Annotated in this window: 13 protein-coding genes; 7 read left to right on the top strand and 6 right to left on the bottom strand. The window is 59.2% G+C overall.

All coding sequences use genetic code 11. The features are described from left to right. Positions 1-38: 38 nt before the first annotated feature. Genes LRO94_RS21280 through LRO94_RS21260 form a run of 5 tightly spaced genes read right to left on the bottom strand, consistent with a single transcriptional unit; the run spans position 39 to position 5,509 of the window. A complete protein-coding gene (locus LRO94_RS21280) occupies positions 39-767 on the bottom strand; it encodes an alanyl-tRNA editing protein (protein ID WP_179180018.1) in 729 nt (242 codons plus the stop codon). A 2-nt stretch (positions 768-769) separates the two neighbouring features. Continuing rightward, a complete protein-coding gene (locus tag LRO94_RS21275) occupies positions 770-1,762 on the bottom strand; it encodes a serine O-acetyltransferase (protein WP_032887580.1) in 993 nt (330 codons plus the stop codon). Positions 1,763-1,799: 37 nt separating this feature from the next. After that, on the bottom strand, positions 1,800-2,714 hold the full coding sequence (locus LRO94_RS21270) for a PLP-dependent cysteine synthase family protein (protein ID WP_032887582.1): 915 nt from the start codon (positions 2,712-2,714) through the stop codon (positions 1,800-1,802). A 15-nt stretch (positions 2,715-2,729) separates the two neighbouring features. Beyond that, on the bottom strand, positions 2,730-4,592 hold the full coding sequence (gene moeB, locus LRO94_RS21265) for a molybdopterin-synthase adenylyltransferase MoeB (protein ID WP_179180019.1): 1,863 nt from the start codon (positions 4,590-4,592) through the stop codon (positions 2,730-2,732). 23 nt (positions 4,593-4,615) lie between these two features. Further along, positions 4,616-5,509 carry a DMT family transporter gene (locus LRO94_RS21260; RefSeq protein WP_160385034.1) on the bottom strand — a complete coding sequence of 298 codons (894 nt, stop codon included), beginning with the start codon at positions 5,507-5,509 and terminating at the stop codon, positions 4,616-4,618. A 160-nt stretch (positions 5,510-5,669) separates the two neighbouring features. Here LRO94_RS21260 and LRO94_RS21255 point away from each other — a divergent pair, with 160 nt between their 5' ends. Continuing rightward, the gene (locus LRO94_RS21255) at positions 5,670-7,094 is read left to right on the top strand and encodes an aminotransferase-like domain-containing protein (protein ID WP_032887586.1); all 1,425 of its coding nucleotides are present in this window, start codon (positions 5,670-5,672) and stop codon (positions 7,092-7,094) included. 115 nt (positions 7,095-7,209) lie between these two features. On the opposite strand, the gene ppsR is transcribed toward LRO94_RS21255, so the two are convergent. Further along, entirely contained in the window at positions 7,210-8,028 is an 819-nt protein-coding gene (gene ppsR / locus LRO94_RS21250) for a posphoenolpyruvate synthetase regulatory kinase/phosphorylase PpsR (protein WP_027603681.1), read from the bottom strand. Between the two features lie 178 nt (positions 8,029-8,206). Here ppsR and ppsA point away from each other — a divergent pair, with 178 nt between their 5' ends. The 6 genes from ppsA to LRO94_RS21220 all read left to right on the top strand — a co-directional run bounded on the left by ppsA (position 8,207) and on the right by LRO94_RS21220 (position 14,535). Beyond that, positions 8,207-10,582, top strand: coding sequence for a phosphoenolpyruvate synthase (gene ppsA, locus LRO94_RS21245; RefSeq protein WP_032887588.1), 2,376 nt, complete (start codon positions 8,207-8,209; stop codon positions 10,580-10,582). A gap of 106 nt (positions 10,583-10,688) precedes the next feature. Next, on the top strand, positions 10,689-11,678 hold the full coding sequence (locus LRO94_RS21240) for an alpha/beta fold hydrolase (protein WP_179180020.1): 990 nt from the start codon (positions 10,689-10,691) through the stop codon (positions 11,676-11,678). Between the two features lie 187 nt (positions 11,679-11,865). Further along, positions 11,866-12,357: a ribonuclease E activity regulator RraA gene (gene rraA, locus LRO94_RS21235; RefSeq protein ID WP_032887592.1), complete on the top strand. Its 492-nt coding sequence runs from the start codon at positions 11,866-11,868 to the stop codon at positions 12,355-12,357. Positions 12,358-12,381: 24 nt separating this feature from the next. After that, the gene (locus tag LRO94_RS21230; protein WP_032887594.1) at positions 12,382-13,377 is read left to right on the top strand and encodes a zinc transporter ZntB; all 996 of its coding nucleotides are present in this window, start codon (positions 12,382-12,384) and stop codon (positions 13,375-13,377) included. 85 nt (positions 13,378-13,462) lie between these two features. After that, entirely contained in the window at positions 13,463-13,708 is a 246-nt protein-coding gene (locus tag LRO94_RS21225) for a hypothetical protein (protein WP_025854229.1), read from the top strand. A gap of 2 nt (positions 13,709-13,710) precedes the next feature. Beyond that, entirely contained in the window at positions 13,711-14,535 is an 825-nt protein-coding gene (locus tag LRO94_RS21220; RefSeq protein ID WP_003175519.1) for a mechanosensitive ion channel family protein, read from the top strand. Positions 14,536-14,581: the final 46 nt, after the last annotated feature.

Genomic DNA, 14,581 nt, shown 5'->3' with positions numbered 1-14,581 from the left:
GACGATTCGACTTGCCCCCTCCCACATTTGAATTGCGTTCATTCGAACCGTAGGATCACCCGGCGATTGTGCTTACTCTTCTTCTCGATCTTTTCGCAGAACACCCGGCCGATTTCCTCAGTGTTGATCACGTGGGTGCCGCCGCACGGCTGGATGTCGATCCCGGCAATTTCAATCACCCGTACCGAACCTTGGATCACCGGGGGGGCGACCGCTTGGGTGCGGGTGATCTGCAACAGGGTGGAGTATTCCGTGGCAGCCATCGACAGGGTTTTCACCGGGTGAGCCTGTTCGATCAGCGCGTTGAGGTCGCGGGTGATGCTGTCTTTGTCGAGGGTCATTTCCGGCAGGTCGAAATCCAGGCGACCTTTGTCGGCACTGATGCTGCAGCCCGTTACCGGTGCATCGATGAGCGAGCACAACAAATGCAGGCAGGTGTGCATTTTCATGTGCTGGTAGCGCCGTGCCCAATCCAGCCCGGCATCCACCTTTACTCCGGCAACCAGTTGCTCGGGGCAGTGTTCAACCTGGTGCCAGATGATCGAGCGCAGTACTTGGTCGCGTACGGTGCCGATCACTTCGACCCGCGTACCATCGGGTAAGGTCAAGTGGCCGGTATCGCCCGGCTGTCCGCCGCCGGTGGGGTAGAACAGTGTGTGCTCCAGGGCAATGCCGTGTTCGCTTACGGCAATCACCCGGGCGCTGAATGCGTTCTGGTAGGGCGCGCTGTCATACAGCGCCAGGGTTTCCATGGAGTGCACGGACATGTTCAACCTCCGACGATCAGTGGGCTGGCTTGCAACAGGTGGCGCACCATTGCACTCAAGCCAGGGGGGGAAAGCAGGGTTATTTCAAATTCCGGGCCGCAGATTTTCAGGTTCAGCGGCAGGCGCGGCAGTTGATTGCCTGCTTCGACCCGGTGCAGACGAAATTGGAGGTGATGACGCTCCTTCACTGTCGGCTCCAGCATCAGCCCAGGCAAAGGGTGGAAGTCGGCGTCCAGCACCGTCACCTTGTGGCTGGCGTTGACCTCGCCGACCACGTGCAAGCGCTCCTCCAGGGCGAAGGCGCCAAGGTAGCTGCTGTGGTCCGATTCATCGTTTTTCTGCAGTTGGATCTGGTTGACCACCTTGACCTTGGTCCCGGCGGGCACGTCCTGGGTGATCACGCAGGACGGGCTGATAAACACGTTATCGCCAATTAACACATACCCCAGCACCCGGGCACCGGAGCCGACTTCGACGTTGTTGCCCAGGCGTGGATGGCGCTTGCCGTCAGGGTTGTTGGCAATGCCTCGAGCGCCGAGGGTCACGCCGCAGAGGATGTAGCAGTCGTTGCCGATCTCGCAGGTTTCACCGATGACCGTGCCGTAGCCGTGGTCCAGTACAAAGCGCCGGCCGATGCGCGCCGCCGGGTGTATCTCGGCGCCGGACAGCACTTTGCCCTGGTTGCTGAGCTTGAGGGCGATGCGCGAGAACACGCCGTTGGTCTGGTCAGGGAAATTCCACACCAGGTGCGCAAGCCGGTAATACAGCACCGCCTTGAACGAGGCATAGGATTCCAGAATCAGCTCGCCGCGACCGCGTGAAGCCGGGTCGCGGTAGGCATAGGCGATCAGGTCTTCGGCCACCGATTGGGCGGCGCTCTGGATCAGCGGCGCCAGGTGCGGTTCCAACTGTTTCATTTGCGCAGGCGTCAGGGTCTTGATGAGTTGGGTGAGCAACTCATCATGCAGGTGTTGCATGTCGATAAAGCCGCCCATGGAGGAACCCCCGCATTCTGGCTGGTTGGAAAACCGGTTATTCGAAGCTGGGCAGGTAGCTGTCGGCATTGTCGTAGACCATGGTCAACACCACCGTTTCGGGCGGCAGTTCGGGGGCAAGCCTGGCGACGGCCACCATATTGGCGGCGGAGGAGAGGCCCAGGCTGATGGCGTCGGTGCGCATGATGCGTTTCATCATGTCGATGCAGTCTTGGCGCGAAACCTTGAGCATGCCGTCAATCACATCGAGGTTGAGGATGCTCGGGATCAGCCCAATCGACAGGCCCTGGATATGGTGCGGCGCGTGTTGGTTTTTCAGCAGGTCACATTCTTCCGGTTCCACGCCCATTACGCGTAGTGCCGGCCAGGCGGCTTTGAGGGTTTCGCCGATACCGGTGATATGGCCACCGGTGCCGATGCCGCTGACGAAGTAGTCCACGCGGCGATCACCAAAGGCGCGGAGGATTTCCGGCGCGGTGGTGTCGCGGTGAGTCTGCGGGTTGGCGCCGTTACGTTGCTGGTTGAGCATCACGTAGTTGGGGTTTTCCAGCTGCAACTCCATGCATTTTTCACCGTGGGAATTGTTGCCCAGGCGGCTGTCCGACAGCACCACCTTGGCGCCGTACAGGCGCAGCAGCTTCTGTTTTTCAGGGCTGTAGTTGTCGGGAATCACCAGCACTACCTTGTAGCCCAGCACGTTGCCGGCCATCACCAGGCCGATGCCGGTGTTGCCGCCGCTGGGCTCGATGATGGTTTGCCCGGAATCGCGCATCAGCACGCCCCGGCGCTCGGCGTCGAGGATCATGCCGAGGGCGATGCGCGCCTTGTGGCTGCCGCCGGGGTTGAGGGATTCGAGCTTGGCGTAGACCTCGATGCCGAGGTCTTCGGAAAACTGCGCCAGACGCACGATGGGCGTGTGGCCGATGGCATCGAGGATCGAGTTATGCAACATCAGTCAGTCCTCAACTCAGTACAAGGGCATGTCGGGTTCGACGTCGCGAACCCAGTGCTTCATGCCGCCTTGCAGGACTTTGGTGTTGGCAAAACCTGCCGCGAGCAGCGTACTGGCCGCTTGCTCGGCGCGGGTGCCGGCGTAGCAGATCAGGTAATGAGTGTTGTCGCGGCTGAGGCGGTCGAGTTGACCGTCCAGCTCGGCGAGGGGGATGTGCACCACCCCCGGTAACTTGCACACCTCCAGTTCGCTGGCGTCGCGCACGTCCAGCAGCACGTCGGCGCTGTGCGGGTGTTCGAGCAATTGCTTGAGAACTCGCGGCTTGATGTAGCGCTCTTCAGCGAGTGAAGGTGCGCTGGGCATGGTGTCGGCGCATACGGCTGGCGCGACCGTTTCACTGTGGCGCAGTTCGGAGCAGCACGGGCAGTCGGCGCGGCGTTTGAAACGGATTTCACTGAATTTCATCGCCAGCGCATCGAAGCGCATCAAGCGCCCGGACAGCGGTTCGCCAATGCCGATCAACAGCTTGATGGCCTCGGTGGCCTGGATCATCCCCACCACGCCGGGCAGTACGCCAATCACGCCACCGGCGCTGCAATTGGGTGCCAGCTCTGCGGGCGGTGCGCTGGGGAACAGGCAGCGGTAGCACGGCCCGCCCTTGTAGTTGAGGACGCTGATCTGCCCGTCGAAACGGTAAATGGCGCCATACACCAAGGGTTTTCCAAGCTGCACGCAGGCGTCATTGACCAGGTAGCGGGTGTCGAAGTTGTCGGTGCCGTCGATCACCAGGTCATAGGCACCCACCAACTCCAGGGCATTGTCGGCATTCAGGGCGGTGTCGTGGGCGTTGATCTGGATATGACTGTTGAGGTCTTGCAGGCGTTGCTTGGCGGATTCGACCTTGGGCATGCCGAGGGTACTGTTGCCGTGGACGATTTGGCGTTGCAGGTTGCTGCTTTCCACTACATCGAAATCCACCAGGCCCAGAGTGCCGACACCGGCCGCCGCCAGGTACAGGCTGATGGGGGAGCCCAGGCCACCGGTGCCGATGATCAATACCTTGGCTTTTTTCAGGTTCAACTGGCCTTCGCGGCCGACGCCCGGCAGGGTGATGTGGCGCACGTAACGCTGTACTTCCTCGTTGCTCAGAGTGTCGAGGTCTATGCCGCCGGACGTGGCGAGTAGCACTTCGATTTTGGCTTGTTCCGGCAAGGGTTCGTCGGCACCGATCAGCTCTTCTTCGGCGGTAAACAGGAAGTGTTCCTTGAGCTGGTTGTTCTTCTCGTGAAACAGGTGCGCACGCAACTGCGGGTGGCTGGTGCAGAGGTTTTCAATGACTTCGCGCAATGTCGATCCGGTGCTCTCAAGGGTCGATTCCGGCAGCTTGGCCACGCGAACCAGGATATCGGGGAAAGAGACAGCGTTCATGGACAACTCCGTGTGCAGGTCGTTGAAGGGTTGAAGAGCGAAATGTTTGCCATCCCAGGCAAATAGCTTGGAACCGAGGGCCTGGCCCTGGCGAACATCCACCACCAGATAGCTCACCGGGTAGATCGGCTCGCCCAGGAACAGCGCCTTGTCCTGGTCCTCGTCGCTGAAATACGCGCCGACGTCCGGGTGGGAGTGGTAGATCACCACCACGGGGTTGTCGCTGCGAAATGCCTTGTTCAGCAGCAGGGTGTCGGCCACCGAGAAGGTGTAGCCGCTGGCCGCGCTGCGCGGGTACATCTCGGGGTTCTTGTGGTGCAATTCATTTTGGATATTGCTGCCCAGGTACACGCTGCCGTCGGCAAAGACGTAGCCACAGCATTCCTCGGGATAGCTGCGGCTGGCGTGGGCGTAGATCTGTTCCAGGGCGGTGGGGCGGAGGACTTCCATGTTTCTCTCGCGTTGGTTGTGGGTCAATTTTTCTTGGCCATGAGTTTTTCAATCGGCAACTTGGTGATCGCAAAGCCAGCCAGCAGGATGGCCGAATACAGCATCAGGTCGCGTGAAATCGCCACGCCTTCGTACCAGGCGCCGATGATCACCGCGAATACCGGGAAGATGATGAACACGAACGACAGGATGATCGGGCTCAAGCGCTTGAGCAGCATGAAGTACACGATGAACCCGCCCACCGAGGCCACCAGTCCGAGGTAGAACAGGGCACTCCAGGAGCGCAGGGTGATGTCTTCAAAGGTGGGTGTTTCAAACCACAGCCCGGCGACGAACAGCATCAGCCCGGCGATGCCGATGGGCAGGGTGTTGTAGGTGATCACGCTGATGGCGCTGCCTTTCTGCTTGGTAATCACGTAGCACAAGGCATGCATGATCGCGGCGGTCAGAATCGCCAGTACGCCGAAGAACTCGGCGTGGTCCAGATGCAATCCCTGGCTCCTGATGATCATGTAGAGGCTGCCGAAGCCGATGCCGATGCCGACCACTTGGGAAAAGTAGATGCGCTCGCGCAGAAATAGCGCGGAGAAAATCAGGATGAATACCGGCATGCAACTGAAGAGCAGGGCGGTCAGGCCGGACGAGACATGCATCTCGCCATAGTTGAGCAAGTAGTAGGGAACGCTGAAGTAGGACAGGGTCACGAACACGAAGAACCAGCGGCTTTCGCGGGGAAACAGGATCGGCTCGCGCCGCACCATGGCAAAACACAGGAACAGCGGGAACGCGATCAGGAAACGCAGGCCGGCAGAGGTCAGTGGCGGCACGCTTTCCACGGCAATTTTGATGCCCAGCCAGGTCGTGCCCCAACTCAGGCACACGATTAGGAACATCACACTGGTGATCAGCCCGGCCAACCACTGTTTTTGAGTGTTGGTTTTGGCGGTGTTTTCTATAACGGCGGACATTGGCATCGTTTATTGCTTCCCTGAGCCGGAATTGAACTCTATATTGAACTTGTAATGAGTTATTAAATTCGGCGATTGAACCCGTAAAAGCACACTATTAGGGCGAAAGATGGCTGTCAAAACAAATATTGACATGGTGTCAATTATGCGTGAGGGCTTGTCCAACGGTCAGGGCGTGAAGTACAAGCGCCTGTCCGATGTCATGGAACGGGGCATCCTCGAAGGCTTGATTGAGCCGGGACGAAAACTGCCGCCCCATCGGGTGCTTTCCGACAATCTGGGTGTGACCATCGGCACCATCAGCCGGGCCTACGGTGAGTTGGAGCGCCTTGGCTTGGTGGTTGCGCGAGTTGGTGACGGAACATTCGTGCGCAAGCGTGGGATGGAGCGCCAGCGCGATGAAGGCTTTCGCAACGTCAGCGAGGAGCCGCGCCAGTACTTCGATATGAGCCGCAACATGCATATCCCCGGGCAGGAGACGGCGTTCCTGGCCCAGAGCTTCCAAACCTTATCGACCAACGCCAAGTTCCTTCAGGACATCAGCGCCTATACCCCGGACGCTGGCCTTCCGCGCTACCGCGAAGCGGGTGCGCAATGGCTGGTGCAGAGGGATTTTCATCCGATTCCCGAGCAGGTCATCTGCGTCAATGGCGGCCAGCACGGCCTGCTCTGCGCGATGATGGCGCTGCTGCGTGCCGGCGATACGGTTGTGACCGAGCAACTGACGTATCCAGGCTTGATCACCGCGGCGCGCATGCTTGGCATCCGCCTGATCGGCCTGGAGATGGATGACGAGGGCGTGTTGCCGAATGCGCTGGACGAAGTCTGTCGAAACCACCGGATTTCGGCGCTGTACTGCACGCCGACGATCCAGAACCCCACCACCGCCGTGTTATCGGTGGCGCGCCGCGAAGCGCTGGTTAAGGTGTGTCGCGAGCACAATCTGCTGATCCTTGAAGACGAAGCTCATGGCGTATTAGTAGAAGACCGGCCGCCGCCCCTCAGCCATTTCGCCCCCGAGCGCACGATTTTGATCAGCAGCCTGAGCAAAGCCGTTTCCGCCGGGCTGCGCGTGGGCTATGTGCATGCGCCGCCGGCGTTGGTCAGCCGTATTTCGGCGGCCTTACGTTCTACGTGCTGGATGGCTACGCCGGTGACGTTGGAACTGGCCACGCAATGGATCGAAAATGGCACGGCCGAATACCTGCTGCGCCAACAGATCAACGAGATCAGCCGGCGTAAAGCCTTGGTGAGTGACCTGCTGGAAGGCCTGGCATACCGCACCCACCTCAATAGCCCGCACTTCTGGATTGAAGTGCCGGAGCCGTGGCGTGCGTCGGAAATCGAGGCGGAGCTCAAGCAGAACAATTACTTGATCGCCACCGCCGAAGCATTTGCCGTAGGGCAGACGGCGGTCCCGCAGTTTATTCGGGCGAGTATCTGCAATACCTCGGGAGATGATCAGTTGTTGCGAGCGGGGTTTGATGCGTTGGCCACAGCGTTGGGGCAGGGCGGGGGCAGGTTCCATCTGTAGAGCTGAATGTACGCCGACCCAAATGTGGAAGGGGGCTTGCCCCCGATGGCGGTGGATCAGTCAATTAATCTGTCAACTGACACGCCGCCATCGGTAACAAGCCCCCTCCCACAGGTTATTTGAACCTGCGCTCCACACCTTTCTCCACCAGAATCTTCGCGGAAATCTCTTCCACCGAAAAATGCGTGGAATTGATGTGCGCAATATTCTCGCGACGGAACAGATTTTCCACTTCGCGCACTTCAAACTCGCACTGGGCGTAGCTTGAATAGCGGCTGTTGGGCTTGCGCTCGTTGCGGATGGCGGTGAGTCGGTCCGGGTCGATGGTCAGGCCGAACAGCTTGTGGGAGTGAGCGCGCAGGGCGGCCGGGAGTGTCAGGTGCTCCATGTCGTCTTCGGTCAGCGGGTAGTTGGCCGCGCGGATGCCGAATTGCATGGCCATGTACAGACAGGTGGGCGTTTTGCCGCAGCGCGACACGCCCACCAGGATCAGGTCGGCTTTGTCGTAGTAATGCGTGCGGGCGCCATCGTCGTTGTCGAGGGCGAAGTTCACCGCCTCGATACGCTCCATATAGTTGGAGTTATGCCCAATGGAATGGGACTTTCCTACGGAGTAGGAGGAGTGTTCGCTCAGCTCCTGCTCCAACGGCGCCAGGAAGGTCGAGAAGATGTCGATCATGAAACCATTCGACGTTGCGAGAATCTCACGGATGTCTTGATTGACGATGGTGTCGAAAATGATCGGCCGAAAGCCGTCTTTTTCAGCCGCAAGATTGATTTGTTGTACCATGGCCCGCGCTTTATCCACGCTGTCGATATAGGGCCGCGTGAATTTGGCGAAGGTATTGTTTTCGAACTGCGCGAGCAGGCTCTGACCCAATGTTTCGGCTGTAATGCCGGTGCCGTCGGAGATAAAGAAAGCAGATCGTTTCATTTGAGCCCTGGGCCTTAAGCTGATGGCGAATCTTGGATATGATAGGCGCGATTTTGCCGTCCCGCAGTGGGCCGCATTCTCACTTATTTTCCAGGTCCAGGCCACAAGCGCGGGCGTTAGCTCCTACTGAGCCGCCGGCGTCCTGAGCTTTTCCAACACAGAAAGTGGAGAGATCACCTTGGTAGAGTACGTAGTTTCCCTCGATAAGCTCGGCGTCCATGATGTAGAGCACGTGGGGGGCAAGAACGCATCCCTCGGCGAGATGATCAGTAATCTTGCAGGCGCTGGTGTCTCGGTGCCCGGTGGTTTCGCCACCACGGCCCAGGCTTACCGCGATTTCCTCGAACTGAGCGGCCTGAACGCTCAGATCCACGCCGCGCTGGACGCCCTGGACGTCGATGACGTCAATGCCCTGGCCAAGACCGGCAGCCAGATCCGCCAATGGATCATGGACGCCGAGTTCCCCGAGAAGCTCAACGAAGAAATCCGCACCGCCTTCGCCACATTGTCGGCCGGCAATCCGGACATGGCTGTCGCCGTGCGCTCCTCGGCCACCGCCGAAGACTTGCCCGACGCCTCCTTCGCCGGTCAGCAAGAAACCTTCCTTAATATCCGTGGCGTGGAAAACGTGATCCGCGCCGCCAAGGAGGTGTTTGCCTCTCTCTTTAACGATCGCGCCATTTCCTACCGCGTACACCAAGGTTTCGACCACAAGCTGGTGGCTTTGTCTGCCGGTGTGCAGCGCATGGTGCGTTCGGAAACCGGCACCGCCGGCGTGATGTTCACCCTGGATACCGAGTCGGGCTTCCGTGACGTGGTGTTTATCACCGGCGCCTACGGCCTGGGCGAAACCGTCGTACAGGGCGCGGTCAACCCGGATGAATTCTACGTACACAAGCACACCCTTGAAGCTGGCCGTCCCGCCATCCTGCGCCGCAACCTGGGCAGCAAAGCCATCAAGATGATCTACGGCGACGAGGCCAAGGCCGGTCGTTCGGTGAAAACCGTTGATGTGGACAAGGCCGAGCGTGCACGTTTCTGCCTGTCCGACGCGGAAGTCAGCGAGTTGGCAAAGCAAGCGATGATCATCGAAAAGCACTACAAGTGCCCGATGGACATCGAATGGGCCAAAGACGGCGACGATGGCAAGCTGTACATCGTGCAGGCCCGTCCGGAAACCGTGAAGAGCCGCACTTCGGCCAACGTCATGGAGCGCTACCTGCTCAAGGAAACCGGCACCGTGCTGGTGGAAGGCCGTGCCATCGGCCAGCGCATCGGCGCCGGCAAGGTGCGGATCATCAAGGACGTGTCCGAGATGGACAAGGTCCAGCCAGGCGACGTACTGGTCTCCGACATGACCGACCCGGACTGGGAACCAGTGATGAAGCGTGCCAGCGCTATCGTCACCAACCGTGGCGGGCGTACCTGCCACGCGGCGATCATCGCTCGTGAGCTGGGCATTCCGGCAGTTGTAGGTTGCGGCAACGCCACCCAACTGTTGAAGGATGGTCAAGGCGTGACCGTGTCCTGTGCCGAAGGCGACACCGGTTTCATCTTCGAAGGCGAACTGGGCTTTGACATCAAGCAAAACTCCATCGACGCCATGCCGGACCTGCCGTTCAAGATCATGATGAACGTCGGCAACCCGGACCGTGCCTTCGATTTCGCGCAGTTGCCGAACGCCGGTGTGGGCTTGGCCCGCCTGGAGTTCATCATCAACCGTATGATTGGCGTGCACCCCAAGGCGCTCTTGAACTACGACGGCCTGCCGCTGGATATCAAGGAAAGCGTCGACAAGCGCATCGCCGGTTACAACGACCCGGTGGGCTTCTACGTCGAGAAGCTGGTGGAAGGTATCAGCACCCTGGCGGCGGCGTTCTACCCGAAAAAGGTCATCGTGCGCCTGTCGGACTTCAAGTCCAACGAATACGCGAACCTGATCGGCGGCAAGCTCTACGAGCCGGAAGAAGAAAACCCAATGCTGGGTTTCCGTGGCGCCTCGCGTTACATCAGCGAAGCGTTCCGTGATTGCTTCGAGCTGGAATGCCGCGCGCTGAAACGTGTACGTAATGAGATGGGGCTGACCAACGTCGAGATCATGGTGCCGTTCGTCCGAACCCTGGGCGAAGCGAGCCAAGTGGTGGACCTGCTGGCTGAAAACGGTTTGTCCCGTGGTGAAAACGGTCTGCGCGTCATCATGATGTGCGAACTGCCGTCCAACGCCATCCTGGCCGAAGAGTTCCTGGAGTTCTTCGACGGTTTCTCCATCGGTTCCAACGACCTGACCCAACTGACCTTGGGCCTGGACCGCGATTCCGGGATCATCGCTCACCTGTTCGACGAGCGTAACCCTGCGGTTAAGAAGCTGCTGTCCAATGCTATCCAGGCCTGTAACAAGGCCGGCAAGTACATCGGCATCTGCGGCCAAGGCCCTTCCGACCACCCTGACCTGGCCCGTTGGCTGATGGAACAGGGCATCGAAAGTGTCTCGCTGAACCCCGACTCCGTGCTGGAAACCTGGTTCTTCCTGGCGGAAGGCCAAGCGTCCGCCTAAAGTCGCTACGTCAAAAGTGCCGGTCACTCGTTGTGGGTGACCGGCATTCTTATCTGTGCAGGGCGGATCTCCTTCCGGACGCCGCCCTTTTTTGTGCAAGAGCATTATGCAAAGCAGCAGCAATCTGTTTCCCGTCGCCCTGATCAGCGCTGAGCGTCGTGGCGACCTGAGTGAAGATGTATATCGCCTCAAACCCGGTAATAGCCCCGACGGCACCGTTGAGCTGGCAGTTACCCGTTTGGGCCTTGCCGATATCCCGGAAAACCGGGGCATCCCGGTTATTTTGTTGCACGGCAGTTTTTCTAATCGGCGTTTCTGGTATTCGCCTAAAGGCATCGGCTTGGGTGCTTTCCTGGCGCGCCAGGGCTTCGATGTGTGGATACCGGAAATGCGCGGCCATGGTTTGTCCAAGCGCAATCATGACTACGCCAAAAATCGGGTCGCCGACTACGCGCGCTATGATTTGCCGGCTATCGGCGCGTTTGTGAGAGAGCAAAGTGCGCAGATCCCCCATTGGATCGGGCACTCCCTGGGCGGCACAGCCTTGGCGGCGGCGCTGGGTGGTGAGCACCTTGGCGCGCCGGCAGTGGCTTCCGTGGCCTTGTTTGGTTGCCAGGTCAGTCGCACCCACTGGCCATTGAAGCTTCCTCCGGTGGAGTGGACCGGTCGATTGCTTCTGAAACGCTTCGGGGAATTGTCCGGCTCGCGCCTCAAGCGCGGTCCGGAGGATGAGCCCGCAGGCGTGCTGATCGAAGCCATGCGTTGGAATGGCCTGTTTGGACGCTTTGGCGAGGGTAAGCAGGACTGGTGGAAAGGCCTGGCAACCGTCGATGTGCCGCTGTTGGCCGTCAGTGCTGCCGGTGATCAACAGGACCCTGATTGGGCATGTCGCAAGTTGTTCGAGCAAATCGGTTCTGAGCATCGGCAGTACCTTTGCCTGGGCCGCCAGCAAGGTTTTACCGAGGATTTCGGGCACGTGGAAATGCTGGTGAGCAAGGCCGCCCAGGCCGAAGTGTGGCCGCTGGTGGCGCAATGGTTAAAAGATCCGCTCACACCGTTGCTTGGCGCCCCGGTCGATACAGTGGCGACGGTTTGACGCAGCGCTCTGCCAAGGGCGTTTCGCTTGTGCGAGGTTGCGGCTAAGATATGACGCGCTGAACGCTTCTGGTCATATTCAGTCGCGCAGTGGCTCTTGCGTTGCGGCGAGGCGAAAGGGATGTTCCCCGTCCGCTTCGGCCGGTACTTCTTTGAAAGACACTTCTCTGGCAGAAAGGAATTTTTCGATGAACCATTACGTGACCCCCGACCTGTGCGACGCCTACCCGGATCTGGTGCAGGTGGTCGAGCCGATGTTCAGTAATTTTGGCGGCCGAGATTCCTTTGGCGGCGAGATTGTCACCATCAAGTGCTTCGAAGATAACTCGCTGGTCAAGGAGCAAGCCGACCAGCCGGGCGCCGGCAAGGTGCTCGTGGTCGACGGGGGCGGTTCCCTGCGGCGCGCGTTGTTGGGGGACATGATCGCCGAGAAAGCTGCAAAAAACGGCTGGGAAGGGTTGGTGATCTACGGTTGCATCCGTGATGTCGATGTCATCGCGCAGACCGATCTTGGCGTCCAGGCCCTGGCCAGCCACCCGATGAAGACCGACAAGCGCGGCATCGGTGACTTGAATGTGGTGGTCACATTTGCCGGCGTGACCTTTCGTCCGGGTGAGTACATCTATGCGGATAATAATGGCGTGATTGTGTCGCCAAGCCCGCTGAAAATGCCTGAATAAACCGCAATAACCGACGGGGTGAGGATGTTCGAGGAAGAAAACGCGCAATGGGGGCTGGTGCATGCCCTGGTGCTGGACGGTAAAGGCGGTGCGCGTTCGATTGCCCGGACTGAGCTCGACGACTTGCAACTGCAGCCCCAGGAAAGCCTGTGGCTGCATTGGGATCGCAGCCATCCGCAGACCCAGACCTGGCTGCGTAAATCCAGTGGCCTGAGCGAATTTGCCTGCGACCTGCTGCTGGAGGAGAACACCCGCCCGCGCTTGTTGCCGCTGCCAGAGGGCGAGCTTCTCCTGTTCCTGCGCGGGGTTAACCTCAATCCGGGTGCAGAGCCCGAAGACATGGTGTCGGTGCGTATCTTCGCCGCCGCCAGCCGCGTGATTTCCTTGCGCCTGCGCCCGCTGCGCGCTACCGATGAACTGCTTGTGCAACTGGCGGAGGGAAAAGGGCCAAGAACTGCGTCTGAACTCATCCTTTATATGGCGCAGTACCTGACCAATAAAGTGCAGGATCTGGTCACGGACCTCTCTGAAGTCGTGGATTCCGAGGAAGAAAAACTCGATACCGACGAACGGTATACTCCGGAGCACGGCAGCGTGTTGCAGATCCGTCGACGAGCGGCAGGGCTCAAGCGATTCCTCGCGCCGCAGCGGGACATTTTTGCTCAACTGACGCGGATCAAATTGCCATGGTTTTGCGATGACGATGCCGACTATTGGAACGAATTGAACAACAGCCTGACCCGCTATCTGGAAGAGCTCGAATTGACCCGCGAGCGCGTGGGGCTTGTGCTGGAGGCTGAAGACCGGCGCTTGAGCGTGCGCATGAACCGCACGATGTATCGCTTTGGGATCATCACTGGAATCTTCCTGCCCATGAGCTTCTTGACCGGCTTACTGGGTATAAATGTGGGAGGTATACCTTTCTCTCAGAGCCCCTATGGCTTCATCATTGCGTGCCTGTTGATGGTGTCGGTGGCCCTCGGACAATGGTGGCTATTTCGGCGGTTACGCTGGGTTTGAGCTGAATATCACCTGAATGTAGGAAGGGTCCTATGTGACCCCAGGAATTTTCCCCTCGTCTTTAAAACACTTGCGAGAGGTCTTTATGCACGATCCGTTCGAACAGTCTTTACGTGACATGCTCAATGCCTCGCCGTCCAACCGTGACGACGATGCCTGCCTGGGCCGCGTGTTGAAAACCGCTAACCGCCAGGTGGGCGCGGGTGACCTGTTCGGTCTGCTCGGCCGCTGGGTGCCGGCGTTGATGATGGCCTTGAACAACGGTTCGGCCCACGTTTCACCGGTTTCCCGTCGTAAACCTCTTGCTCGCACTGCTGATAAGGCTGATTGAATATGGAACTTGATCTCTGGACCCAGAGCCTGGTCACTGCAATGACCGCATTGTGGACCAAGGTGGCGAACTTCATTCCCAACCTGTTTGGTGCTCTGGTCCTGGTATTGCTGGGCTTTGTCGTGGCCAAGCTGCTCGATACCCTGCTGTCCAAATTGCTCGCTAAACTCGGGCTTGATCGCCTGATGGCAGGCACTGGCCTGACCAAGCTGCTGGGGCGTGCCGGGCTGCAAGTGCCGATCTCCACGTTGATCGGTAAGATCGTCTATTGGTTCGTTTTGCTGATTTTTCTGGTTTCTGCGGCTCAATCCCTTGGACTTGAGCGAGTTTCAGCTACGCTCGACATGCTGGCGCTGTATTTACCGAAAGTTTTCGGCGGCGCGCTGGTACTGCTGGTAGGTGTTCTGCTGGCGCAACTGGCCAATGGGCTGGTGCGCGGCGCTGCCGAAGGCGTGGGGCTGGATTATGCTGCTGGCCTGGGGCGAATTGCCCAGGGGTTGGTGATCATCATCAGTATTTCGGTCGCGATCAGCCAGTTGGAGGTCAAGACTGACCTGCTCAACCATGTAATTGTGATCGTTTTGATTACCGTTGGTCTGGCCGTTGCGCTGGCCATGGGCTTGGGAAGCCGGGAAATTGCGGGTCAGATTCTTGCGGGAATCTATGTGCGCGAGCTGTATCAAGTTGGGCAACAGGTGCGTGTAGGCGAGGTCGAAGGGCAAATCGAGGAGATCGGCACGGTCAAGACGACGGTGCTGACCGATGACGGTGACCTGGTGTCGTTGTCCAATCGGATTCTCCTGGAGCAGCAGGTCAGTAGCCGCTAATCCGGTAAACCCTGCTAATGTACGCCGCCGCAAGCTCGGCTGACCG

This window comes from Pseudomonas sivasensis (genome assembly GCF_021391435.1).
Classification (GTDB): Bacteria; Pseudomonadota; Gammaproteobacteria; order Pseudomonadales; family Pseudomonadaceae; genus Aquipseudomonas; species Aquipseudomonas sivasensis.
Note: the sequence above shows the minus strand (reverse complement) of the source record. Positions and strands in the feature narration are given on the sequence as shown.

Bases quoted from the DNA above. Each gene is read 5' to 3' on its own strand.
- LRO94_RS21275 (WP_032887580.1), bottom strand. From the start codon at position 1,762: ATGGGCGGCTTTATCGACATGCAACACCTGCATGATGAGTTGCTCACC.
- LRO94_RS21220 (WP_003175519.1), top strand. From the start codon at position 13,711: ATGGAACTTGATCTCTGGACCCAGAGCCTGGTCACTGCAATGACCGCA.
- LRO94_RS21240 (WP_179180020.1), top strand. From the start codon at position 10,689: ATGCAAAGCAGCAGCAATCTGTTTCCCGTCGCCCTGATCAGCGCTGAG.
- rraA (WP_032887592.1), top strand. From the start codon at position 11,866: ATGAACCATTACGTGACCCCCGACCTGTGCGACGCCTACCCGGATCTG.
- LRO94_RS21280 (WP_179180018.1), bottom strand. From the start codon at position 767: ATGTCCGTGCACTCCATGGAAACCCTGGCGCTGTATGACAGCGCGCCC.
- ppsR (WP_027603681.1), bottom strand. From the start codon at position 8,028: ATGAAACGATCTGCTTTCTTTATCTCCGACGGCACCGGCATTACAGCC.
- moeB (WP_179180019.1), bottom strand. From the start codon at position 4,592: ATGGAAGTCCTCCGCCCCACCGCCCTGGAACAGATCTACGCCCACGCC.
- LRO94_RS21225 (WP_025854229.1), top strand. From the start codon at position 13,463: ATGCACGATCCGTTCGAACAGTCTTTACGTGACATGCTCAATGCCTCG.
- LRO94_RS21255 (WP_032887586.1), top strand. From the start codon at position 5,670: ATGGCTGTCAAAACAAATATTGACATGGTGTCAATTATGCGTGAGGGC.
- LRO94_RS21230 (WP_032887594.1), top strand. From the start codon at position 12,382: ATGTTCGAGGAAGAAAACGCGCAATGGGGGCTGGTGCATGCCCTGGTG.
- LRO94_RS21270 (WP_032887582.1), bottom strand. From the start codon at position 2,714: ATGTTGCATAACTCGATCCTCGATGCCATCGGCCACACGCCCATCGTG.